Here is a 23,779-nt window from a genome sequence, read left to right as displayed (position 1 = left end):
TCTTGAATCTTAAGTATAGTCCCTAAACCTATACCGGTCTTCTCAACTATCTCCATCGGCGGCGTAACAGCTACAGCCTCTATAGTCACGTAACCCGCAGCCCTAAGCTTAGACGCTATTGATGGGCCGACACCATCAAGAGACTCTAAATCCTCCATCCTTAATAGGCCTCCCACACGACATTATTTTTTGAGATTTTCCTCCAGCATTTCCAGCACAAAGGGGTTCTCTTACCTTTGTACACGATATATACAGCTATGTCAGTATTCTTGCATTTATCATCCCATGGATTTAGGCAATGCTCCAAATTAACCCCCACGCTAATAGACGATAAATTATCGGGTTTAGCCTGAATCCCAAACCTAATTCTAGTCATCCACACAACCATTTAATATTTTGCGTCTCAGAGTTATTTAAGGAATCTGTGAAAAATTAGGTAGGGGGAGGGGGGTGACCTTTAACCTTCTTTATTGCTGCAAGAAACTCTAGTAGGGCTTTAATTGCTTCATTCTCAGTGTTTATTTGATATGTCTTTGGCTTGAACCTGTTCTCCTTAACCCAACCTAGATCAACTAGTATTTTAAGTCTCCTGTCAACTGATGGTGTTCTAAGACCTGTATACTTAGTTAAAGCGTACTTCGTGAAAGCTTTATCTGGGTTTAGAGCCAAATGAATTAAGACTCTAAGCTTTTTTCCTCCACCTAAACCAAGCTCAAGCTCTTCCCATATGCTCTCAATTCTCTTATTTTCTTTTCTCATTTCTCTATGCTTCCAACTGTCTCAACAGATTATTCAAAAATCTTTCCAAATCCACTAGGGTTGCGCCGGATATCCCGATCTCCATCAAGGATTTCATATCAACTATTCCTCTATAAATCAAGTCTTGAACATGCTCTTCGAAATCCTCAACTGGTTTTACACCATACTCTTCACAGATAATATTGTAGAATCGCTTTAGATCCCTTAAGCCTATGTACGCAGACCTGTTTGCTTTCAATCCCCTAACAAGAGCTAAAAGAATTAGTCTGCCGTCTTTATCAAGGTTCATAATGTCTTCAGTCGTTATGGTCGGATTTATCTCGCTGAAGACCCTGCGAACATGCTCAGGCAAAACCCTATTTAACCCAAGATTTTCCGCCAATATCCCAGAATAATAAAGGAGTTCAAGACCAATCCTAACATCACCGTTGACTGGCGGGTTTGCGGTTACATCGCTTGCTAAGTCAAGCGTCTCGTCTAAGACGACGCCCGGCTGGAAAGCTTCTTCAACCCTGTCTTCAAGTATATCTCTGATCTGACTACTCGTGTATCTCGGAAACTCTATTATGCCTATTCCAAGCGTCGATCTCTCACCTGACTCAAGGAGATCATGCCACTTAAGCGACCTAGCGATAAATATCTCGCCAATTATTGGTATAGGTTCGCCGGGGCGCATTTCCGGTATACGCGTCAAATCATATATAACCCGCTCCCTCGGGTTCATCTGAACAAAATAATCTATTTCGTCAAATGTTATTATGAGGAAGATTTCTTCAAACCTTAAATATTCAATCAGCTGCCTAATCATTTCCTCAGGGCTTAAGCTTTTCGTTGATATTTTTTGTGTAACCTTCCTCACCAAATTGCTGAAGAGAACATAACGTGTCGCCCCATCAACTTTACAATTCACATAAACATGCTTAAGGTTAATGCCCTCCCTACGCGCCATCTCAACGATGATTTCGCCAAACTTAAGCGCGGTGCAGGTTTTCCCGGTTCCAGCGGCCCCAACAATCTGGGTGAAACGCGGGTAGGCGTCCCAAACATTTTTTAACGTGTTGCCGTAGATTGAGAGCAACATGCTTATCTGCTGATCCCTATGAGGTAAACGCTTTGGAACATAATAGGGCGAGAGCTTGTTCCTATCCTTAAATATATGTGACTGGGCTTTAAACAATTTTCGAACCCAAATTAAAACTATTTAGAAAGGTGGTCATAAATAATTGTGTTGAAGAAGTTTTAGTTTAAATGGGTTCAAGAGGTTTCACATTACCCATTATCGGTTTAGGTCTCCTTATTGGGGCACACCATTTAACAGCGTTGCCTATAACCTTCAGTACAGTGGGGTTATAGTAAGTTGGATAGGTTTCGTGGCCAGGTCTAAAGTAAAATATTTTGCCCGCCCCCCTGTAAAAGCAGCATCCGCTGCGGAAAACTTCGCCGCCCTTAAACCAGCTTATGAATACTAGTTCGTCTGGAGGCGGTATATCGAATGGTTCGCCGTACATCTCCTCATGCTCAATTTCAAAGTAGTCTCCAAGCCCTTCAGCGATCGGATGCCATCCAGCGACAACCCATATTCTCTCCTTTTCAGCAGCCTCCCTCCACTTAAGGTTGCATGAGGTTCCAAGTAGGCGCCTGAATATTTTGGAGAAATGCCCTGAATGCAGTACTATTAGCCCCATTCCGTCAGACGTTACCCGCCTGTACACTCGGTCAACTACGGTGTCGCTCACTTTATCGTGCGCAACATGCCCCCACCAGATCAATACGTCCGTGTTGTTAAGAACTTCTTCTGTTAAGCCATGCTCTGGCTCATTAAATGTAGCCGTCCGAGCATTAAAACCTTGGTCACGAAGATATTTGGCGATAACGGCGTGCATTCCTTCGGGATATATTTCAGCAACCCGCTTATCTTCCCTTTCATGAATAAACTCATTCCAAACAGTTACGTTTATCCTATTGCTGTCCATATGCATCACACGTAGAAAAATAGAAACTTTATCAGATAAATCTTTTTAAATGATAAATTATCTGTAGGCTGAAGACTAATAATTCTGATCGGTGCGTTGAGATGAATATTGCTGAAAGGGTTAAAACAGTGCTAGATGGAAGAATGCCTGACGCTGTTCCAATATTAATTTATTCAAATCATCTCCCAAGAGGTGAATTTGAACGAAACTTAAGGAATATTGGTTTAGGTTTAGATGTCAGATGCAGCGTTTATAGATCGTATATGCCCAATGTTAAAGTGGAGGAGAGGAGAACAGGTCATTACGTTTACACTATTTATAATACTCCTAAGGGCAGTCTCTCGATGATTACGAGAGTTAATCTTAAATTTCAGCTTCCAGGCGGCAGCTGGATCGTTGAGTATCTCGTCAAAAATATTGATGATGTCAAGGCTTTAAAGTTTATTATTGAGGATACTGTGTATGAGGCTAATTATGAAGAGTACATTCAGATTAAAGAAGATTTAGAGGGGGACGGTATAGTTACAGCGAGCTCCGATTATACGCCGCTCATGAAGATCATCTTAAGATACATGGGCTTCAGGAATTTCGCTATGATGTTTAAAAGGAGGCCGGATATTATAGATGATCTTGTTCAAACGATCGACGAAAAATACGCGGAAATGTATGCTGTTATAGCTAGGTCTCCGGCAGAGATAGTGAGAATTGGAGACAACATAGATGGCGTAATGATATCGCCGTTACTCTTTGAGAAATATTGCTTGCCATTCTACAACAAGTATTGCAGTATTCTTAAGGCGAGTGGAAAGAAAGTTATATCGCACATGGATGGAAGGCTTAGAGTTCTCAAAGACCTCATATCTTTGACCAGTTTAGACGCGATAGAAGCCTTCACACCGCCGCCGGGAGGGGACTTGCCGCTTAAAGAGGCTAGAGAATCTTGGCAAAACAAGGTTATATGGATGAATTTCCCGGAAGCCGTTTTATTGGAGGGTCCGGAGAAGGTGAGGGATTTCACCATAAGCCTTTTGAGGGAATCCGCTCCGGGAGATAGACTGATAATGAGCATAACTGAGGATATACATCCAATTTACCTTAAATCAGGATTGAGGGCTCTGGTGGAGACGGTACATAAGTACGGGAAGCTGCCGATCGAAATTCCCACATCCTAATAAATCTAAGCGGAAGAATACGTGTAAACATCTTACTGTACCATCTTAAGTTTCTGCTCACATTTTATTACCTAAGATTATTTAAGTCGCTAGCGCTAGCTCTATGTATTAAGGTGATGGCTCGTGGTTGATGTTGTTGATGCCCCTCAAATCACGGACAACTTCATCTTAAAGCTTTACAAGCGGATTAAACCTTCCATGTCCTTTAAAGCAACTTCCAGAGAGGAGTTTGAGGAATGGAAAGCCGAGGTGAAGAATAAAATTATACAGCTTTTAGGGGAGTTCCCTGAGCCAGCCCCATTAGAGCCCCTTTTACTTTCGTCTGAAGAGACTGAGAAATTTGTAAGGGAGAAGTGGTTAATTCAATCCGAGGAGGACTGCTATGTTCCGCTCTACCTACTGATACCGAAAAACGGCGGAGGAAAGAAGCCAGCAATACTTTGCGCTCACGGGCACGGCCCCTATGGCAAGGATCCCGTAGCAGGAGTTCACTTTAATGATCCTGAAAGAAAAGCTAACATTTTAAGGCACAACTATAATTATGGGGAGCAGATGGCTGAGGCGGGCTTCATAACCATTGCGCCTGATTGGAGAAGCTTTGGGGAGCGCATAGCCTATCACAATCCATATCCTGGAAGAGACATATGTAACGTTCATTTTCTCCAGCATCTGATCTTAGGTAGAACCCTGCTTGGGTCAAACATATTTGACGGAATGCGGGTAATAGACTTCCTTTTAACGAGAAGAGAGGTGGATCCGGAAAGAATAGGCTGCATGGGTCTCTCTTTTGGAGGAACAATGACCACTTTCTTAGCTCTGCTGGACGATAGGATAAAAGCTGCGGACATAATATGTTATGCGACAACCGGTGAGCATTACGCTATTAGCAGACCTAATTTCTGTGGCTCCCAAATCGTGCCATATTTATACAAGTATATGGATGTGCCTGATGTGATAGCTGCAATAGCGCCTAAACCACTGCTAATAGAAAGCGGTGCGTCCGACACATGCTTCTGGATCCATTCAGCGCTAAAAGCACATGAAACCATTAGAAAGGCGTATGAGGTTAGCGGGCACCCAGAAAATCTCTGGATAGAGGTTTTTCCGGGAGAACACAGCTTTTCGGGACGAAAAGCTTTCGAGTTTTTCAAAAAATTCCTTATGGAGAAAAACGCTTAGGTTTTAGCTTGGAGTGGCTTTATGTGGTTTCAGCGATGATCATTAGTAGTCCTAGAAGAACCAGTATTGCGCTGACGATCATAAAGAAGACTCCAGCTCCGCCTATATTGCTTAAATTCATGTTTGTTTGATGCGCCAGTATTACGCCCACAATCAATAGGATTAAGCCGGAGATTCTTTCTATAAACATTAAACCTAAAGATTTCTCTTCTCTCCCTCTACTCATCCATCTCCCTCAGCTGAACCAGAAAAGTTTTACTCTCCAACGTCTTTTAATCTTTGCGGCAAATACTTGTCCACAATGTGGGTTAACCCATACCTTGAGAACGCTTCCAGCTCACACTTCCTCTGAATCTTCATGAAGACGTTTATCTCCCTCTGCCATATCTCCCCCTTATATCTCGGATCACGCATAAGTTCATGTAGACGCTTGACGTCTATGTCCTCAAGCTTATCGCTTGGCAGCTTATAGTTCACTATGTCAGACGCCCAGACACCAGCCCATTTAGCATCAGGTGTCGTCAACTCTTTCACGTGGGCTGCGTTAGCTGAACCGGAAATTATCACCATAGCTATGTGCATGCCCCACGGATCAGCGTCAGTAAACACGTAAACTGGCAACCCCAGCTCTCGGTTTAATCTGCGGATAAAATATCTTGTTGAACGCGGAGCCTGGCCGCCCAAAAAGACTAGGATGGCCTTAAATTTTTCATGAACCCTTTCTTCAATAAATCTCGTGAATAAACCACCCTTCTCAATAGCTATAACCTTGTCGGCGCTTGTATCCACAAACTCCGCTGAAGTTAACGCTGGCCCGATCATTACGCCGTCCGGATGTGATGTTAAATTAAGACGCTTCCCCTCATAGTTTGGGACAGTATATTCTATCGTTAGGTCGCCGAAAACCGCCGACCTCTCCTCTGGAAAAACATTGAAGTCTTCTCTTGTACACCCCAATATTGTTTCTAGATCAGTTATAATGTCGTCGGACTCATCCTGAGTGTTAAAAGATACATCGTACGCTTGGGCTGAGTAGAAGACGTCTCTGAGCGTCGAAGTCTTTTGATTTAAAGTTAACTCATGAACGAAATACGCCATCCAAACCAGCTGTGTAAGGGGTCTCAAATGCCTAATATTACCCGCGCTTCTCTTAACTCTCTTACTACCTAAGACGTACTGCCTAAGCTCTGGGTCGTAGTATATGTTGTCAATAGATCTGCTCGGCATAATAATGTTCGGGAACGTTCCCTCCTCCAATTGGCTGTATATGTCGCATCCAAACCTTTCAAGCTTTAAAAGAACCTCTCTCCTCTTCTCCCTAGCTGTGATGCTAATCTTCTTCAAGCTTCCTAGCCCTCCTTAAAAGTTCCCCTACACTGGGTATTTCCTCTTTTCCAGCCAGTTTTGCCGAAAACTCAGCTATTTTGGGCAGATACTTCGCGAAGACCGAGAGGCGTGCTTTCTCACGTTTAACTCTTTCTTTTCTCGATAAATAGGCTCCTAATTGACGTGCAACCTCTCTTACCCCATTTAAAATCTCCCTGCTAACTTCCGGTCTATCAGCAATCATCTCCTTCCCAACAGTTTTCCACGGTATCTTTGTGCTGCATACATGAACTAAAACAGCAAAGGGCATGCCGAGAGTCAACCCATAATTCCTCCAATCAATAGACTTAACAATCCTCCAGCTAACATCGCCTGACTCATCGTAAACTAGAGGTATTTTGTTTGCAAACCTATACAAAAGTATGTCGTCTTTTATCGGAACCTTGCCGCCGTACGCTATCCCAACCTCAATAATGAATGGATGCCCAGAATACGCTGAGGGCTTACGCTGAGTAACAGCCACAAACTCGGGTTCAAGCTCCTTCAGTATCCCAGCCCTGAGTATTTCTTCGCCTAAAGGCGATAAGCAATCGGCGTCAGGCGGCAGAAAATCGTTAAAGCTCTTCATTGCTTGGACAAGCTTAACTATCTCCTCTGGCTTAAGGCTTTTAGGGTCGGCGTCCTCCGGGAAACCGGCAAACTCGAGGAAACGTTGGGCAATGCGTTTGCCAACCCTATGAAAGTGCTCCTGCATAAAATCGAGTAGGGTCTTACACCGTGTTACACGTATTATGCGATATAATGTTTCAACGTCCACGCCATGGGGGTGAGGCAACGTTTCTTTCGGTTGGGGCGGAAGCCTTGAAACAACTCTCTCAAACTTATATAGCCGACCTCTTGGATCAACAAACGTGATATTGGCGTATGGGTTAACGATCGCCGTCTGCTTTAAATACTCGAGAACCTTCGGCATCGCTTTGGTATAATCGCCTTCAAGGCTCAGCTCAACTATTGTTCCATGCCATCCTCCCTCATTTTCACGTATTCTTCTATCTAAGATGATTGGGCGGTTACGCTCAATATCTATCATTAGGGTGTACTCGTATATCTTCTGGGAGCCGGTGCTTGAGATAACTTTTACAGGTTTATTAGTCGTTATCTGCCCATAGAGGATAGTCATCGTTCCGCCTAGACCGAATGTTCCACGGGATTGCCGCAACTTATATTTCGAGCTGAATAGGAATTGGCAGAAGGCTAATGGCACATAGTCTGCCGGTATGCCTGAACCATTATCTCTAACTCTCAAAAAGTAGATATTTTCATTCTCACCCTCGTTAGTAGACGATAAACGTATATAAATCTCCGGTAAAATCCCCATGGGTTCCGTAGCGTCAAGAGAATTCTCTAAAAGCTCTCTTATAGCTGAGAAAATAGCCCTTGCAGGGTTCGCGAAACCCGCTATCTCCCTATTCCTATAGAAGAAGTCGGCTGGACTTATTTCCTGAAATACTTGACTTATTGTTTTCACGCCCCTCTAACTCTTAAAATTGCATATCTTAGTTATGAGCTTATTGAATTCATATTATGTTCATCTAGATCCGGGTGATAGAGTTCACGCTTCCCAGAGTTCAAGTCGCCTCTTCTTAAGCTCTTGCTTCTTCCTCTGCAGAAACCTGTAGACTGTCGAGTGCTGGCTACCGTTTATCAGCATATTTATTGCTTCGCGGGCTACGTTAACTTGTTCAATATCACCTATTATCGCAACTGTATGCCCATAAACAGATACTAGGGCTCCGCTTAGCTCCTCAATCATTTCCCTAGACTTTCCTTCCTTCCCAATTATTCTGCCTCTAACTCTCCTCATTTCAGACTCAGATTTCCCAAGGATCTCCCTTAAATCAATTATGTCTAGCATATAGTCTTCACCTTCTAAAAGTTTAAAGGCTCTTTCAGGAGAGAAACCTCTACCTATCGCTAAAACTATATCTTTAGCCCTAAAAAGCAGCGAGGGGTCGTCGGCGTCATCTCTTAAAGTGATTGTTACGTCACCAGTATCACTGTCAATGTCAAGGTTCACCGGTAGCTTCTTCTGTATATAATCTTTTACGCTACCGTTCGGTCCTATAAGTACACCGATTCTCTCCCTAGGTATCTTAACGAACAGCTGCTTCACCTGTCACCACCCTATATAATTCTTCGATATCAATAACATTTACACCAATCCTTGAAAAATATCTATTTATGTTCTCTAGATCTCTAAAAAGAAATTGATCTGAACTAGGATGCTCTATTGGAACAGCTTGTGAGAGATCGAATAGAACGGGTCTGCCCCTCCAAACCATAATGTTGTATTCGCTTAGATCCCCGTGAACTAGACCAGCCCCCCTATAAAGTCTCTTAACATGTAAAAGAACCATACGATACATTCTCCCCGGATTTTTAAGATCAACCTCCTTTAAAAGCGGCGCGCTTACGCCATTTCTACCTATAAACTCCATGATTAAAACGTTATTTTTTATAGCTATTGGGCGCGGAACCCTGACTTTAGCCTCGTACGCCGAATTCAAATTCTTAAACTCCTTTTGAGCCCATAAGAAGACTAGATTCCTCAAATTCTTCCTAACGTTCTTAAATCTTGGATCCCCAATAATATATGGGAGTCTGCCCTTCCTAAACTCGGCTGAAACCGTTAGAAATATTTTTATGGCTATTTCCTCATCGTTTGGACCTATTCCCCAATATATCCGCGACTCCTTACCGGAATTCACGACGCCGTAAATCTCCTTTATTGTACCATCATTCATAAAATCGTATATTGTCATAAGAGTCGATTTATCGAAGACCTCTTCAAGAACCTCGTATTCTTCGCTTCGCTTCTCCTTCATCAGTTGCTCCGACTCATAGGTCTTCTCCTCTCGTTCCAGCTTCTTCCGCAATCTATCCTTAAGTGACAATGAAAAATACCTCCGGATTACTGGTAGAGATGCTTGTAATACCTTTTTCCATGAGGCAAGTTTCCTTAAATAGGTTACTTGACATTTATTGAGAAGATGCTTAAATAGATATTCCAGCTCACCTGTTAAAACTCACGAGTTTTGGAAAAGACTACTATTGAATAGTTAAAAGACCCATTTTACGCAGATGCTCCGCTTGACCCTTCGTGTAGCGCCAAATTATGTCTCCTCGCGTTTCATATTGGAAGTCCCATGGTGAAACTAGAACAACGTCACCAACTCTTATCCAAAACCTACGTTTAAGCTTACCCCTTATGCGGCATATGCGTTCATGTCCATCCTGACACTTAACCAACACGCGGTCATAACCAAGCAACTTGACAGCTATTCCTAAAACATCGCTTCCAGATGGAAGCACTAATTCCTCCTCAAGCTCTTCTTCACTAACAACTTTCTTTTTACCCAAGTACCCTCCTCATCATTTACGCTGATTACATCTACCTATTAAAGTACGGGCCCTACTTAAATACATTACACCTAAGATCCATTCTGTTAATAAATGGTTTACTCTAAGTCACACTTATATTCTTCATTCTCTAAAAATAGCTTGAAAAAGTGAGGCTGAAAATATTGCGTAAAATAGAGCTGACAACGCTAGAAGATTTGCCCGTAAAAGTTGAAAGTATTAAATCAAGTCTTGAGAGAATCTATGGCGTTAAGCTGGGAATGGAGTTTAAGGTTCTGCCCGTTAAATCACTTTGCCCAACAGAAGATTTTCTAGAGAAGGATAAATTAGCTATGATTCTCATGAAAATCATAGACGAGGGCTATAGGGTTCCTATAATAACCGTTAGGAAGGGCGGAGAATACTACGTTGTGGATGGTCACCATAGAGCCTACATCTTAACAAAAATGATGAAGGAAACCGTAGAGTCCTACGTACTACGTTTTCCGGAAGAGGTGAGCTACCGTGCTCCCCAGAAACGCGCAATAGAAACGCTGCCCATAATTGATCCAGCACCTATAGATGATCCAATTTTAAAGGCGTGGAGCCAAATAATCACATTACTGAAGTATTATGAGGCAATGTACGGCTTGCCGTTTTACATAATAGTTGAAAATGTGCCTCTAGAAAAGCTTGTTCCTACGCAGCCGCAGGTCAGCGGTGAGCAAGTAAGGTCGATAGAAAGGTTGCTTGTCCCAATAGTCTGCATTAAATACGGGGGGAAATATTATATTCTCGATGGACATGCGAGAGCCCTAAGAGCTAAAGAAATGAACTTAGAAACCATTAGAGCCATCCTCTTAACTCCAAAAAAGGATCTAGAATATGGAATTATCAGAACAGTTAACAGGTTGGGTCTTAAAGGAATTGACGATATAAAAGTATGCGGGGAGGAGTATGCAAAATTATGCATGTAAAATACCTTACAGTTATTTTTTTCGCAGTGTTGCTAATACATTATTGTTTAACTTCATCATGTATCGTCAACTGCGCTTCTCTTTCTCGTCAATCCATGCAAGTAATTGATGTTGCAGAACAGACATATGTCTCGCCATTGATACATGTAAAAACCATTGATGCTCTGACGGGTAAAGCTGTACGGAATGCGACAATAATATTGTGGGACATATCTAATTTAATTGTATATAAATATTTCACTGACGAGAACGGGGAATGCATAATACCTGAAGACCGTATCAGACTTAGAAGCACATATTGGCTGTATGCTTTTAGAGGCGACTTCAATGCGAGAATGGTTGATTATGTTCCCGTAAAAGCGACGATTTATTTCGAGAGGGCGGAGGCTAAAAACATGATTTTAACGTTGCTTCCAGGGGCATTAATTGAGATTGAAGGTATCCCCTATATTGCTCAGTCGCCGAGTATGGAAAAACGCCGCATGAGCGTAAAGGTCATGGTGGAGACAAAACCTTTCAACCACTCATTTATTAGTGAGTATGGTTCCTCTCTAGACGCTTTCTTCTTAGGCTTACCGGACAGCATCGTGATTGTTCCAGCGGGTTTTCCCTTCTTCCTTGAAGTTGGAGTATCCTATATAAGAAGGGAGTTTTCGCGGTTATCATTTGAGAAAGAGATCTTCCGCATATATAATGGGTCTCTACCATTTATAGCGTCTCAAGGAGAGGTTCTCCCGCCGATCAAGATTCCAGCCTACAGCCTTAAGAGGGGCGTGGAGTATACTAGAACGCTATTCGCAGAGATTTCTCGTATTATCGATGGGGCGCAAGCTATTGGTTTCACCGTTTTCGATGAAAGAAGAATGTTAGGCCACGTAAGCCAAAACATAGTGGAAGCTGAAGTACTTTTGCAGGGCGCCCAAAAGGACGAGGATTTCAGAAAAGTTTGGTTAACTCTTAGAAAAGCCATTGACGAAATAGATAGTATTCACAGGATAATCAGAGATAAATTGTTTTTTGCCGAGAGTCAAGCCGTTTATCTCCCGGCTGTTATTTCAGTCTTTAGTATCGCGGTGTCCTTCTTCTTTTTTGAGGATGAAAGAAGGAAAATATTGTCAAACATTATCTTTTATGTGCTATTCTTAGCGGCCCTCTACTATACTCATCCAGGTACACATGTAATAATCAGCAGAAACATCATGCTTTTCATATGCGCTGCCGTCGCCTCATTCATCGTTTTCTCATCTTTAGTTTTCATAATACCGCGGATTTGGAAAGAGCGGTCTGTTGAAGGAGAGGTTACGTGGAGAAGCGCAATCGTGTTACTCTTCTCTATGGGTAAACGCCAGATAAAACGCAAAAAGATACGCGGGTTCTTTACAATCTTCTCGGTTGGTATTCTTATTTTAGCGTTTGTGTCGCTTACATCTTTTGGAACCGTTTTTGGAGTAGTTTCTGAAAGAGTTGACTCTACATCGCCACAAGAAGGTGTTCTAGTGAGGAGAATGGTTAATGGTTCCTCAGCTTTCTTTTCGCCATTAGGCTACGGCGATATAATCACTATCTCAGAAATAATCCCCATGGTTAATGTCGCACAGAGATGGAGAAACCTTCCTCAAGCAAACCCCATAGTCCTGCTAGTAAACCCGAAAACCAATGAGAATCAACCTATTTACGGCATGATGGCTATATGTCCCAGTATTGAAGCGTACTATACAGGGATAAGGGAAATCGTTGAGAGCGGAGAGCATTTAGGCGATGATGCTTATGGCGAGGTTCTTATAGGTTCAAACTTGGCTAAAAGGTTGGGCGTTAGGGAAAACAGTAACGTGACCATAAGGATAACAGGCGGCCTTACAGAGAATTTTATTGTGAAAGGGCTTATTAACGATGAGAAATATGAGGCTTTAAAAGATATTGACGGCTCATTTTTCGGCCCATACAGGCTCCTTGAAGATGGCTCCTTGCGAAGGTGCAATGCCACAGAAATAATGGTTATTAATCTGAAGACCGCGGAAAAAATTCTTGATAGGGTACCAAACCTCATGTTACTATCAGATATAGTTTTTCAACCAGCCTCCATCACTAACGTGGAGTCAAGTATTAAAAGTATTGTTCTCACGTATGGTTATGACATATTTGTTTCATCAAATAATGTGGTCACATATTACCATATCGGCTCTTTCATAGAGTTTAAAGGGGTTTTAGAGCTTTTAATTCCGATAATTATGGTTGTCCTTAACGTCAGCATGGTGATGATTAACAGCGCTTATGAGAGAGAAAAGGAGATTAGAGTTTTATCGGCGGTTGGATTAAATCCAACACACATAGGATTAACATTTGTAGCCGAAGCCGCGGTTATAGGCATGGTTGGCGGCAGCTTAGGCTACCTGGCCGGATTAAGCTTTTACAGAATCATGACGCTCTTCGGCCACGATCTAATGGTTAGGGAGAAGCTCGAATGGTGGTGGAGCGCCCTAGGCTTCGCCTTAGCCATACTGATCTCAGTATTATCCGCCATGAAGCCGGCAGCCATGGCTGTCAGCGCATATACACCATCAAGGATAAAGAGGGTTAAAAGACCTGAAGAGGAGGAGAGAAAGCGCAGAGAAGAGATATTCAGGGTATATCAGGTCAGAGAGTTAAGCATGCCGATAAAAGTGCTGATTAATGAAAAGGAGTTCTTTGTAGGCTACTTTTTAAGCTGCTTAAGCGACTTGAGGCATGGTTACGTGGAGAGAGTTGAAAATATTGAAGATCTGCCGGAGACTGAGAGCGTTAGAGGTGAAATAATAAAGACTATTAGATTTGTGTATCTGTTCGGCCCTCCAGAGAATAGGCGTGGGACAAATAATGCTTTAACTTTAGTGAAGAGGCGGGATGAAGAATATTATAGAGTTAAACTGGTTTCGGAGCCAATTTCGCCTGGTATGCCTGAGAGCGCTATGGAAAGAACCGTAGATTTTGTTCATGAGATATTGATGAGATGGATTAAAGAGAAAAAGAGGATAATGGGGGCGGTTTAAAGATAAAATAAAAAATAATAATGGGAATTTCAAATTACACCTTATTAAAGAGAGTTGGGTTTATGGGTGTCGATTTAGGCGATTTGGTTCCTAGAACGCCGACTGATTTAAGCAGCCTTAGTGGTAAGGTTGTGGCGATAGATGCATATAACGCGCTATACCAATTTCTCGCGATAATTAGGCAGCCTGATGGGACACCGCTCATGGATCACTCGGGGAGAATTACAAGTCACTTGAGCGGCCTATTTTATAGAACATGCAATTTACTTGAGTTAGGGATAAAACCCGTTTATGTTTTTGATGGTAAGCCGCCAGACCTTAAAGAGGCTGAGATCAAGAGTAGGATGAAGGTGAAAGAAGAGGCAATAAAGAAGTATGAAGCCGCGTTAAGGGAGGGTAAGATCGAGGAGGCCCGCAAATATGCGCAGATGACCTCTCATCTAAAAGACTACATGGCTGAGGATGCTAAGCGTCTGTTAACGCTTATGGGCGTACCATGGGTTCAAGCCCCATCAGAAGGTGAAGCCCAGGCAGCGCATATAGTTAGGAAAGGAGACGCTAACTTCTGTGCAAGCCAAGATTATGACAGCTTGCTTTTTGGCGCGCCCCACCTACTAAGGAACCTAACTATATCTGGGAAGAGGAAGCTTCCCAGAAAGAACGTCTATGTTGAAGTTACGCCCGAAATAGTCGAGCTGGATCGTATTCTTAGGGAGCTGGGCATTACACGTGAACAATTAATTGACGTGGGAATACTCATTGGGACAGACTATAATCCCGATGGCGTAAGGGGCATTGGGCCTAAAACAGCGCTTAAACTCATAAAGACGTATGGGAGCTTAGAGAAAGCCCTGCCGGCGATAAAGGGTGCCGAGTTTCCAGTTGAGCCAGCGAAAATAAGGGAAATTTTTCTTCACCCGAACGTTACAGATAAGTATGAAATTAAATGGGGTGAGCCGAATATAGAGGGCGTGCTGAGTTTCCTTTGCGGTGAAAAAGATTTTTCGGAGGACCGGGTGCGAAAGGCTTTGGAGGAAGCCATCAAAGGGATGAGGAAAGCTAGGGCGAAAAGAACGCTGGAATCATGGTTCTAGCATTAGTATAACTTGGGTGAAAAAGGCTAAAAGGAGCCTAAACCAGAAATTGCTTATTTGAATCCTAGCGAAAAATATATGAGTTGATGGCTTTAAGGAAGCAGAGGGAAAAGGTGAGATCAGTGGATCTGCGTGAAAATGAGAGAAGAGTCCTCATGGCATTAAAGAATTTTGGCGGGAGAGCTACTATTGAGAAGATTGTTGAAGCGACCGGTCTCGCACATGCGGCTGTTATACGGGCGGCTTTATCGCTTGAGGATAAAAAGCTTGTGAAGATGAATGAGAAAAAGGTGACACGTTTTTCACTTAACGATGAGGGGAAGAAATACGCTGAAGATAAGTTGCCGGAGAGACGGTTAGCTGAGATACTGATGAAAATGGGTGGTGAAGCATCAATAGACGATGTTTTTAGGGCTGCTTCAATGGACAACGAGACTGCAACTATAGCGTTGGGCTGGCTTATCCGCAAAGGCTGGGCGAAGATGGAATCTAGGGAGCGGAGGCTTAAGATTTTAAGGGAGCCGGAGACCGGATCCGATGAAAAGCTTTTGGCGATGCTTAACATGGCTGGAGTTTTAACCCTTGAAGAGCTAGACGATAACCTGAAAGAGGCTTTTAAGGTCCTTAAGGGTAGAAAGATAATCAACGTTAGTGAGGGATCCATTAAAGAGGTTGAGTTAACTAATGATGGGTTGAGCCTGCTTGAAAGGGGAGTCGAGGTGGTTGAGGAGATAACGCAGCTAACTCCGGAGATCATAGTGACTGGTAAATGGCGTGAAAAGAGGATCCTAAAATATGATATTAGGGCTCCTACGCCCAGAGTTTGGCCTGGAAAAAAGCATCCATACCTGCGTTTCCTAGATGAGGTTCGAGAGAAGCTTGTTGCTTTAGGATTTAAGGAGATGAATGGGCCGATTGTTGAAATAAGCTTCTTTAATTGTGATGGGCTCTATATGCCTCAAGACCATCCGGCCAGAGAGATTCACGACATGTATCTTGTTAAGGATCCTGAGTATGGCGACTTAACCCCCTATATGAAGTTTCTTGAGCGGGTTAAAGAGGCGCATGAAAATGGGTGGAAGACTGGCTCAAAGGGTTGGGGATACAAGTTCTCGCTTCTCATGGCTGCAAGACTGATTTTGCGCAGTCATACGACAGCAGTAAGCGTAAGGACGCTTATAAGCGAGGATCTTGAGATACCCGGAAAATATTTCGCTATAGCCCGCTGCTATAGGCCTGAGCTCATGGATAAAACTCATTTAAGCGAGTTTAATCAGGTTGAAGGCATAGTTGTAGGTGAAGATTTAACGTTACGCGATCTGCTTGGGATACTTGAACGCTTCGCAATAGATATAGCTGGAGCAGATAAGGTTAGGTTCAGACCGGACTACTTCCCGTTCACCGAGCCGAGCGTTGAGTTGTCAGCCTATAAAGAGGGTTATGGCTGGATGGAGTTCGGCGGCTCCGGAATCTTTCGCCCAGAGGTGACGCTGCCGCTCGGCATAGATGTCCCAGTTTTAGCTTGGGGTTTAGGCGTAGATAGGCTCTTCATGATGAAGGCTGGAATAAACGATATACGCTATCTATTCACTCACAACCTTGATTGGCTTAGAAGAAAGGAGATGATATAAGTATGCCGACAATCGAGGTTGAACGTGAGGATCTGGAGTCGCTTCTAGGAATGAGGCTGCCGCAAAGTCCTGAAGACTTGGATGAAATATTGTCGTTCATAAAAGGCGAAGTGAAGTATGCTGACGAGAAAGAGATCCATATAGATGTTAAGGATAGTAATCGCGCCGACATATGGGGCGTGGAGGGGATAGCGCGTGCCTTGAAAGGAATACTTAACATCGAGAAGGGCCTTAAACGCTACGAGGTTGCTGGCGAATCGGGGGTTGAGATCGCCGTTGACCCACGCTTAAAAAATATACGTCCATATATCGCTTGCGCGGTCGTTAAAAATGTGAAGCTAAGTGATGCGGCGATACGCCACGTAATGCGCTTCCAAGATAAAATGGATCAAACCTATGGCCGCGGTAGGCGTAGAACATCAATAGGGCTATACGATTTTGATCTGGTTACCCCTCCATTACGCTACACTGTTTCTAGACCGGATGAAACGAGGTTCATTCCGCTGGGTTTTGATGAGGAGTTAACGTTAGCCGAGATACTTGAGAAGCATCCTAAAGGAATAGAGTACGGGCATATAGTTAAACAGTTCGATGTTTGGCCGATCTTCATAGACTCTAGGAGCAAGGTTTTATCTTTCCCACCCATAATCAACTCAAATGACCTTGGGAGAGTTACAGTTGAGACAAAGAACGTTCTTGTGGAGGTGACTGGCACATTATACAGAACAGTTCTATACACTCTGACAAACATTATTTTAGCCCTAGCAGATAGAGGCGGAAGAATATATTCAGCTAAAATACGCTATCCCTACGAAGATCTAGGAGAAGTTACAACGCCAGACCTCAAAACGGAAAAGATGCATATAAACATTGACTATGTGAGGAAAGTTATAGGGGTTCCGTTAAGTCTCAACGAGATAATAGATCTTTTGGAGAGATCTAGATACGGGGTTTCAGAGGTAGAAGGCGCCGAGATTGTTGTTGAGATACCGTGTTATCGCCCAGATATAATGCATCCAATAGACGTTGTTGAAGACATAGCTACAGCCTACGACTTAAACAGGATAAAGCCAAGGTGGCCTCAAATATCGACCGTCGGTGGGCTCTCGCGTGAAACTCAGCTTCGTAACCTAGTTAGGGAATTGATGATTGGCTTAGGTTACCAGGAGGTTCTCACATTCACTTTAACAAATCAAACCGTGCTATTTGAGAAAATGAACATTCAACGTGAGAGGGTGGTTGAGGTGGCAAACCCAAAAGTTTCGTCAATGACCTGCTTAAGGAGCTGGCTGCTGCCAAGCTTAATGGAGTTTTTAAGCCACAATACTCATGTCGAGTATCCGCAAAGGATCTTTGAGGTTGGCTACTGCGCTATACATGACGAAAAGCAGCCCAATAAGACCAGAGACGTTGAGAAATTAGCGTGCGTGACAATAGATTCTGAAGCCGGGTTCTCCGAAATTAAATCGGTTCTTGAAGCACTATTATATAACCTGGGGCTTGAATACAGTTTAGAAGAGACGAGCCACGGAAGCTTTATCGATGGACGCGTTGGAAAAATAATTGTGAATGGGGAGGAGACCGGTTTTATAGGTGAGATAAACCCACAAGTGCTCCAGAACTGGGGCTTAGAGAACCCAGCCGCAGCCTTCGAGATAAACCTTAGCAAAATATGGAGCCTGTTAAAGACTAAGTAAATCTTTTTCCTATCCTTTTTTCGTTGAGAGGATCGGAAAAGCATGATTTTATCTAATCTTTTAAATTTTTGGCATCTGGGCAACCGGTAGGCTTAGAAAAGTTTATTAGATTCTTACATTTCTATTTCTGGGTAACCGGGTGAATAATGTTAATTGTCGTTTGAAATACAAGACTTAGCAGACATTTTAAGAATCCTCACCCTAATAGAGCTCGGTGAGAAAGTTGTTTCAAGGCGTGGTTTAGAGCATAGAATATGCCGCCTCTGCAAGGGGCGATTTAACATTGATGCTAAGGATTTTAATGAGACTTTAAAGAGCATGGTTGAAGAGGGTCTCTTATCCGCGTCAGGCGACCACGTTAAGTTGACTGATAAGGGGGCTGAGATAGGCAGAGAATGGAGAAAATTCCTTTTTAGGAGCGAACCTGTCTTAGAGGTTATAGCTGGTATAGCGGATGGAACAGTTGCCAGCCTTGTGGTGATAGCGTCCTCCCTTATAGCTGGGTTGACTGTGAAAGTGACGCTGATAGCGTCTATATTAAGTCTCATAATAATTTCGATAACAAACTTTTCAAGTTTTCTGCTGGGCGGAATGACTGAGGATTTAGCGGATCTAACAACGTTGCAGAACCTAATAATTTATAGTTTAAGCGATATCCCGGACAAAGTAGAGAAAGAGAAAGCGATTTATCTAGCTAAGGAGCTTCTTGACTTACTGCGTAAGGAGAGGAGTAGAACGAACGTTTTATCAGCTCTAACGTGTGGAGGAGCAACGTTTATTTCGGCCGCTGTACCGATAGCGATCTACCTCATCCTGCCTCAACCAATCGATGTTTTCCTATCATTCCTAATCATCGCAGCAATGATCGGTCTGTTCCTAGTTTACTACCGCTCCCGCAAAATGAAAATACACTGGAAAATAACGCTCCTACAGACCATAGCAGTTATAATTGGAGCCGCAGCCATATCTCTGATTTTAGGCGCCAACATCTAGAGTTCCGAAGCGCTTGAAGAGGAGGGCTCACATAACACTGAGCGTTATACGCTAAGGTAAAATGGTGGGCTGGGTTAAAGTAAAGTTTATTTACATTTTCTATATACGATAAATTTAGCGATGATACGAGCTTAATCCCGCCGGAACCCTTTTCGCGGGGCCCGCAGAGACGGACTCAACCGAGATGGGCGTAAAGCCCCTTCAATGAGGGAGAGTTTACCCAGATGCGGGACACGGCGGGCGTGGGCGCTAAGATTCCACGTGTGAGAGAGCCCAGCTGAGGGGAGCGAAAGACCGCTCGTCTGTGAGGCTGGGTGTTAGTCGCGTGGAACACAAAGCGCCCACGATAATTATTTTTTGGGCATGTTCAGAAGGCTTAAAGGCTTATAAGCTGTTTCAGGAAATGAAGTATTTAAGGTGGTCTTCTTGGTTAGCTACGAGCTGTTTAGGAATCCGCCGCCAGAGTACAGGGGGGCGCCCTTCTGGTCGATAAACGACTATTTGGACCCCGAGGAGGTTGCCCGCCAAATCACTTTACTAGACTCTGGTGGATACGGGGGCGCCTTCTTCCACGCTAGGGAGGGGTTAGCCACACCTTTTCTAAGCGATGAATGGTTTAAATCTTTCGAAGCAGCCCTCAAAGAAGCGAAGAAACGCGGCATGTTTATATGGATATATGATGAACTTTGCTGGCCCTCAGGCTTTGCTGGCGGAATAATCCCGGCTCTTGGATCAAAATATCGGGCTAAGGCTTTAGTCGCCGTGCTGAGCGAAAGGGCCTATGGCGGCAACGAGGTTTTAGCCACCTTCAAATGCAAATTGAATAGCGAGGGTTTGCCCTGCGAGTATGTGCCCGCTAAACCCGGTGAATCGGGCGGCAACTACATCTATCTATCCTTTATGACTTATACGGCTCCTCTAGGTGAAACATGGTTTAACGGAATGAGCTACGTTGATCTGTTAAACGCTGAAGTTGTAAGAAAATTCCTTGAGGTTGCCTATGCGCCTTATGTTGAAAGGTTCCGGGATGAGATTGGAAAAAGCATACCGGGAGTCTTCACCGATGAGCCAAACACGTCTAGCAGCAGGCCGAGAATGCTCGGTTTCGGCGAAAATGTTACTGTTCCGCCTAGAGGGCCTAGGTTTCCAACTTTTGCTCTTCCATGGACTGACGGGATTGTTGAGCGCTTTAGGGAAATGAGCGGATATAACATTTTGGATAGGCTGCCTGAATTATTATTTGACATTGGAAACTATATGAAAACCAGATACGACTTCTGGAAAACCGTAACTATGCTATTTTTAGAAGCGTTTTCCAAACAGATATATGATTGGTGCGATAAAAACGGGTTAAAGTTCACAGGCCACTATCTGGCTGAAGACAGCCTTCTCAGTCAACTGATATGCGGCGGCGCTGTGATGCCCCATTACGAGTACCAGCATGTCCCTGGAATAGATCACTTAGGCATGCATGTTTGGGGAAGCCTGCTGACAGCTAAGCAGGTTTCAAGCGCTGCAAATCAGCTCGGGAAAGGGAGGGTTCTATGTGAAACGTACGGTTGCACTGGCAACTACCCGTCTTTCGCAGATAGAAAGTGGATTGGAGACTGGCTTTATGCTATGGGCGTCAACCTATTAAACCATCATCTAGTGCCGTACTCGATGCGTGGTAGGAGGAAGCGGGACTATGGGCTTAACTTCCACTGGAGCCAGCCTTGGTGGAAATACAATAGGATTATAGAAGATTATTTCGCTAGATTAAGCTACATGCTTTCTATCGGTAGGCGCATAGTTAATGTATTAGTGATTCATCCTATAGGCAGCGCATGGGCGGCTTTCTCGCCCCTAAATACATCCAAGGTGAAGGAGCTAAATGATCTTCTAATGGCGTTACTTAGAACCTTGATTTCACTACACGTAGACTTCGACTTGGGAGACGAGACTCTAATGGCGAAGCATGGCAGCGTTAAGGACGGGAAGCTCCTTGTTGGAAAAATGCCGTATGACGTGGTTATAATACCGCCAAGCCTAACTCTGGAGGAAAGCACCGTTAAGCTGCTGCAGGAGTTTGTCGAGGGTGGCGGAAAGCTGATAGCCGTATCACCTAAGCCGTTTTTAGTGAGGGGCGAACGGAGCGAGAAAATCGCAGATCTATTGAGTAAAGCGGTTAATATCGAAAAGATTGACAAGGCTTCTATAGGCGAGGCTCTAAAAAATGTTCCTAGACCTATCGCAATAGAGGGGGATGAGGAGGGAGACATCCTATATCATTTAAGGTTAGATGAAGAAAGCGGTTCCCTCATATTGTTCCTGGCTAATGCTAGCAGAGAAAACGCCCACAGCCTAAGGCTGTCTATAAATGGTTTATTCAAGGTTGAAGAATGGGATGCTATAAATGGAGAAAAAAGGGTTTATCCATCGGAGTCCGCTTACGGAAGAACCAGCCTGAGTGTAAGACTTGAACCGGTTGGTTCAGCTCTATTCGTTCTAAGTCCCAGCGCTCATGCAGCGGAGACTTTGACGAAGGAATTGGTTAAGGTCTGCGAGGAAACTATAGGTGGATCATGGAAGATTAGAAGATTAAACCCCAATATTCTTGTGCTGGATTACTGCAGGTACCGTGTTAAGGGGGCTTGGAGCGAGCTTACGCCCGTCTGGAAAGCGCATAACTCCATAGTGCAGAATGGATTAGGCGCAAGATTTTCACTGAGATTTGAGTTTGAATCCGACATTGATCTCAAGGGTAAACGCCTATATCTGGTCGTCGAGAAACCTGAGCGCTTTAAGATCTACGTTAATGGGGTGAGGGTTGAGTGTAAGCCTAATGGATACTGGTTAGACTGGAGTTTTCCATTGATAGATGTTTCGGAGCTTATTGGGAAGGGATTAAACACCGTGGAGCTGGATGGAGTAGTGGAATTAGAGCCCGAGCTGGAAAACATATATCTGCTCGGCGACTTCGGAGTAAAAGCCGGAGCAAAAGGATCCTCAAAAATAATTAGTGAGCCGGGATCTGTGGAGCTTGGAGATCTGTGTCAGATGGGCTACCCATTCTATGCTGGTGAAATCGAACTGAGCAGAAACATAAGCCTAAATATACCCGAAGACGTTAAAATCATGCTTCAACTCGACGGGCTTAACTCATCGCTAGCTATAGTCTACGTGAATGGTAGAGAAGCCGGAAAAATCATGTTGCCGCCCTACGAGATCGAAGTCACCCAGCTCCTAAAAACGGGAGAGAATGAGATAAAAATACGGCTTGTTGGAAACTTAAGAAACGCCCTCGGCCCACTCCATTATGAGGGCGGGGATCCTGCATTCATAGGTCCGGAAACATTTAGGGATGCTGCGCACTGGGTTGACGAGTACGTGCTCAAGCCCTTCGGCGTAAAAAACATTAAACTCTTAATGTTCAAGGAGCTTCCGGCGGGTGAAAGCCAAGATCAGTAGACTATTTGGAGCCCAAACTTCTTTTCCAGATTATTGGCAGTCTCCCTCATTTCTTCTTTTGTCCTAAAGCTTGTTTTTAAAGCGACGCCTTTAGGAGATATTTTGCTTAATATGTGGGCGATTTTTTCCGGCGGTATGAAAGGTATCTGGATCAGTTTTCCCTTCTCCTGAATCTTCCTATATAATGGGATCCAGCAGTCTTCTCCGCAGTCCGGGTTTCCTTCGCCGGGCACCCACTGTATGCAGTTAAGGCTATTTATGTTTAGCAGGTCGTCGAGATGCTTTAGTTCTAGTGGGCCGTCTAAATGCCATATGGTTCTCTGGAAGTAATCGCATTCTTCAATGATGAGCGGATACACTGTTTCCCTAAAAATCTTCGGCGATAGGTAAACTATTGTGTCGCATTGAAGGACAAAATGTTTCTCACGGCTCCATATGTCGGCCCAAGTAGAATAACCGTTTTCTGAGACTTTTATCAATCTACATGATTCCTCAAAATATTTGAAGAACAGGCTTTGAACCTTATCTAAAGCCTTCTTCAACTTCTGCTTCTCGAAAAACATATCTCTTAAAATTCTAGTTGGATATTGGCCCCTAAGCTGCCCCACTACTGTTACTGGATCCAGCAGATCCGTAAATGCGACTATCGCTTTGTCTCTACATTTTTCCCTAGCAGCCTCATATGCTAGGCAGGTATAAATCCACCATTCATTTTTGGGGTTAAACTCGACCTCCAAAACCTCATCTAGGCTGAAGTTACCTTCAAACCAAGCAGTATTGACTTTTCCATCAAATTTCAGCTCCGCACCTAGGTAAGCCGAGAGCGATCCGGGGCCGAGATTAACCCAGACATTTGGATAAGCTTCCATCAGAAAATCCACTCTTGACATTTGGTCAAGAACCCTATACAGCGCTTCATCGACGTTAGGATAATATCTTAGGAAAGCCCACGAATCTATGGAGACCTCTTCCCCATATTTTGGCACAGTGACTTGTATCAGTGGACGGTTAAGTTCTCGCCCCCACCATTCCTCAAATATAACCTTAACCTCATGCCAATCCTTCTTGTAGAGCATGAAAACCCCCGCTAAGATACGCTTCTA

General features: G+C 43.7%; 19 protein-coding genes. 9 read left to right on the top strand and 10 right to left on the bottom strand.

Features of this window, described 5'->3' with window-relative positions:
- Positions 1-432 precede the first annotated feature (432 nt).
- From QXR61_07610 to QXR61_07600, 3 genes are all read right to left on the bottom strand, one after another.
- Positions 433-759 (bottom strand): hypothetical protein, encoded by a 327-nt coding sequence (locus QXR61_07610; GenBank protein ID MEM3757813.1) that lies wholly within the window; start codon positions 757-759, stop codon positions 433-435.
- Positions 760-763: 4 nt separating this feature from the next.
- Positions 764-1,936, bottom strand: coding sequence for an AAA family ATPase (locus tag QXR61_07605; protein MEM3757812.1), 1,173 nt, complete (start codon positions 1,934-1,936; stop codon positions 764-766).
- Between the two features lie 67 nt (positions 1,937-2,003).
- Positions 2,004-2,732, bottom strand: a complete 729-nt coding sequence (locus QXR61_07600; GenBank protein ID MEM3757811.1) for a ThuA domain-containing protein — start codon at positions 2,730-2,732, stop codon at positions 2,004-2,006.
- A gap of 101 nt (positions 2,733-2,833) precedes the next feature.
- Here QXR61_07600 and QXR61_07595 point away from each other — a divergent pair, with 101 nt between their 5' ends.
- Both QXR61_07595 and QXR61_07590 read left to right on the top strand, forming a co-directional pair.
- On the top strand, positions 2,834-3,904 hold the full coding sequence (locus QXR61_07595) for a uroporphyrinogen decarboxylase family protein (protein MEM3757810.1): 1,071 nt from the start codon (positions 2,834-2,836) through the stop codon (positions 3,902-3,904).
- Positions 3,905-4,027: 123 nt separating this feature from the next.
- Complete coding sequence (locus tag QXR61_07590) at positions 4,028-5,083, top strand: alpha/beta hydrolase family protein (GenBank protein MEM3757809.1); 1,056 nt, start codon at positions 4,028-4,030, stop codon at positions 5,081-5,083.
- A gap of 19 nt (positions 5,084-5,102) precedes the next feature.
- Here QXR61_07590 and QXR61_07585 read toward each other — a convergent pair whose 3' ends face one another.
- The 6 genes from QXR61_07585 to QXR61_07560 form a co-directional block, all read right to left on the bottom strand.
- Positions 5,103-5,309: a hypothetical protein gene (locus QXR61_07585; protein ID MEM3757808.1), complete on the bottom strand. Its 207-nt coding sequence runs from the start codon at positions 5,307-5,309 to the stop codon at positions 5,103-5,105.
- A gap of 29 nt (positions 5,310-5,338) precedes the next feature.
- Positions 5,339-6,427 carry a DNA topoisomerase IV subunit A gene (locus tag QXR61_07580; protein MEM3757807.1) on the bottom strand — a complete coding sequence of 363 codons (1,089 nt, stop codon included), beginning with the start codon at positions 6,425-6,427 and terminating at the stop codon, positions 5,339-5,341.
- Complete coding sequence (locus tag QXR61_07575) at positions 6,414-7,937, bottom strand: DNA topoisomerase VI subunit B (GenBank protein MEM3757806.1); 1,524 nt, start codon at positions 7,935-7,937, stop codon at positions 6,414-6,416. Before QXR61_07575 ends, QXR61_07580 begins: the two co-directional genes overlap by 14 nt.
- An 84-nt stretch (positions 7,938-8,021) precedes the next feature.
- The gene (locus QXR61_07570) at positions 8,022-8,582 is read right to left on the bottom strand and encodes a KH domain-containing protein (protein MEM3757805.1); all 561 of its coding nucleotides are present in this window, start codon (positions 8,580-8,582) and stop codon (positions 8,022-8,024) included.
- Positions 8,563-9,363 (bottom strand): serine protein kinase RIO, encoded by an 801-nt coding sequence (locus QXR61_07565; GenBank protein ID MEM3757804.1) that lies wholly within the window; start codon positions 9,361-9,363, stop codon positions 8,563-8,565. The genes QXR61_07570 and QXR61_07565 overlap by 20 nt, the downstream gene beginning before the upstream one ends.
- Positions 9,364-9,517: 154 nt before the next feature.
- On the bottom strand, positions 9,518-9,829 hold the full coding sequence (locus tag QXR61_07560) for a translation initiation factor eIF-1A (GenBank protein ID MEM3757803.1): 312 nt from the start codon (positions 9,827-9,829) through the stop codon (positions 9,518-9,520).
- A 164-nt stretch (positions 9,830-9,993) separates the two neighbouring features.
- Between QXR61_07560 and QXR61_07555 the strand changes: the two genes are divergently transcribed.
- The 7 genes from QXR61_07555 to QXR61_07525 all read left to right on the top strand — a co-directional run bounded on the left by QXR61_07555 (position 9,994) and on the right by QXR61_07525 (position 22,676).
- Positions 9,994-10,785, top strand: coding sequence for a ParB N-terminal domain-containing protein (locus tag QXR61_07555; GenBank protein MEM3757802.1), 792 nt, complete (start codon positions 9,994-9,996; stop codon positions 10,783-10,785).
- Positions 10,776-13,811: an FtsX-like permease family protein gene (locus tag QXR61_07550; GenBank protein ID MEM3757801.1), complete on the top strand. Its 3,036-nt coding sequence runs from the start codon at positions 10,776-10,778 to the stop codon at positions 13,809-13,811. The genes QXR61_07555 and QXR61_07550 overlap by 10 nt, the downstream gene beginning before the upstream one ends.
- Before the next feature lie 62 nt (positions 13,812-13,873).
- Complete coding sequence (fen, locus tag QXR61_07545) at positions 13,874-14,905, top strand: flap endonuclease-1 (GenBank protein MEM3757800.1); 1,032 nt, start codon at positions 13,874-13,876, stop codon at positions 14,903-14,905.
- A 122-nt stretch (positions 14,906-15,027) separates the two neighbouring features.
- Positions 15,028-16,536, top strand: a complete 1,509-nt coding sequence (locus QXR61_07540) for a phenylalanine--tRNA ligase subunit alpha (GenBank protein MEM3757799.1) — start codon at positions 15,028-15,030, stop codon at positions 16,534-16,536.
- 2 nt (positions 16,537-16,538) lie between these two features.
- Positions 16,539-18,233, top strand: coding sequence for a phenylalanine--tRNA ligase subunit beta (gene pheT, locus QXR61_07535; protein MEM3757798.1), 1,695 nt, complete (start codon positions 16,539-16,541; stop codon positions 18,231-18,233).
- Positions 18,234-18,386: 153 nt separating this feature from the next.
- Positions 18,387-19,226, top strand: coding sequence for a hypothetical protein (locus tag QXR61_07530; GenBank protein ID MEM3757797.1), 840 nt, complete (start codon positions 18,387-18,389; stop codon positions 19,224-19,226).
- Between the two features lie 426 nt (positions 19,227-19,652).
- Positions 19,653-22,676: a glycosyl hydrolase gene (locus QXR61_07525; GenBank protein MEM3757796.1), complete on the top strand. Its 3,024-nt coding sequence runs from the start codon at positions 19,653-19,655 to the stop codon at positions 22,674-22,676.
- Here QXR61_07525 and QXR61_07520 read toward each other — a convergent pair.
- On the bottom strand, positions 22,670-23,752 hold the full coding sequence (locus QXR61_07520; GenBank protein ID MEM3757795.1) for a hypothetical protein: 1,083 nt from the start codon (positions 23,750-23,752) through the stop codon (positions 22,670-22,672). The two genes, QXR61_07525 and QXR61_07520, sit on opposite strands and share 7 nt — an antisense overlap.
- Positions 23,753-23,779 lie beyond the last annotated feature (27 nt).

It is taken from the genome of Candidatus Bathyarchaeia archaeon (assembly GCA_038882715.1).
Taxonomy (GTDB): Archaea; Thermoproteota; Bathyarchaeia; order Bathyarchaeales; family DTEX01; genus DTEX01.
The sequence above is the reverse complement of the archived record's forward strand: the minus strand, read 5'-3'. Positions and strand labels throughout refer to the sequence as shown.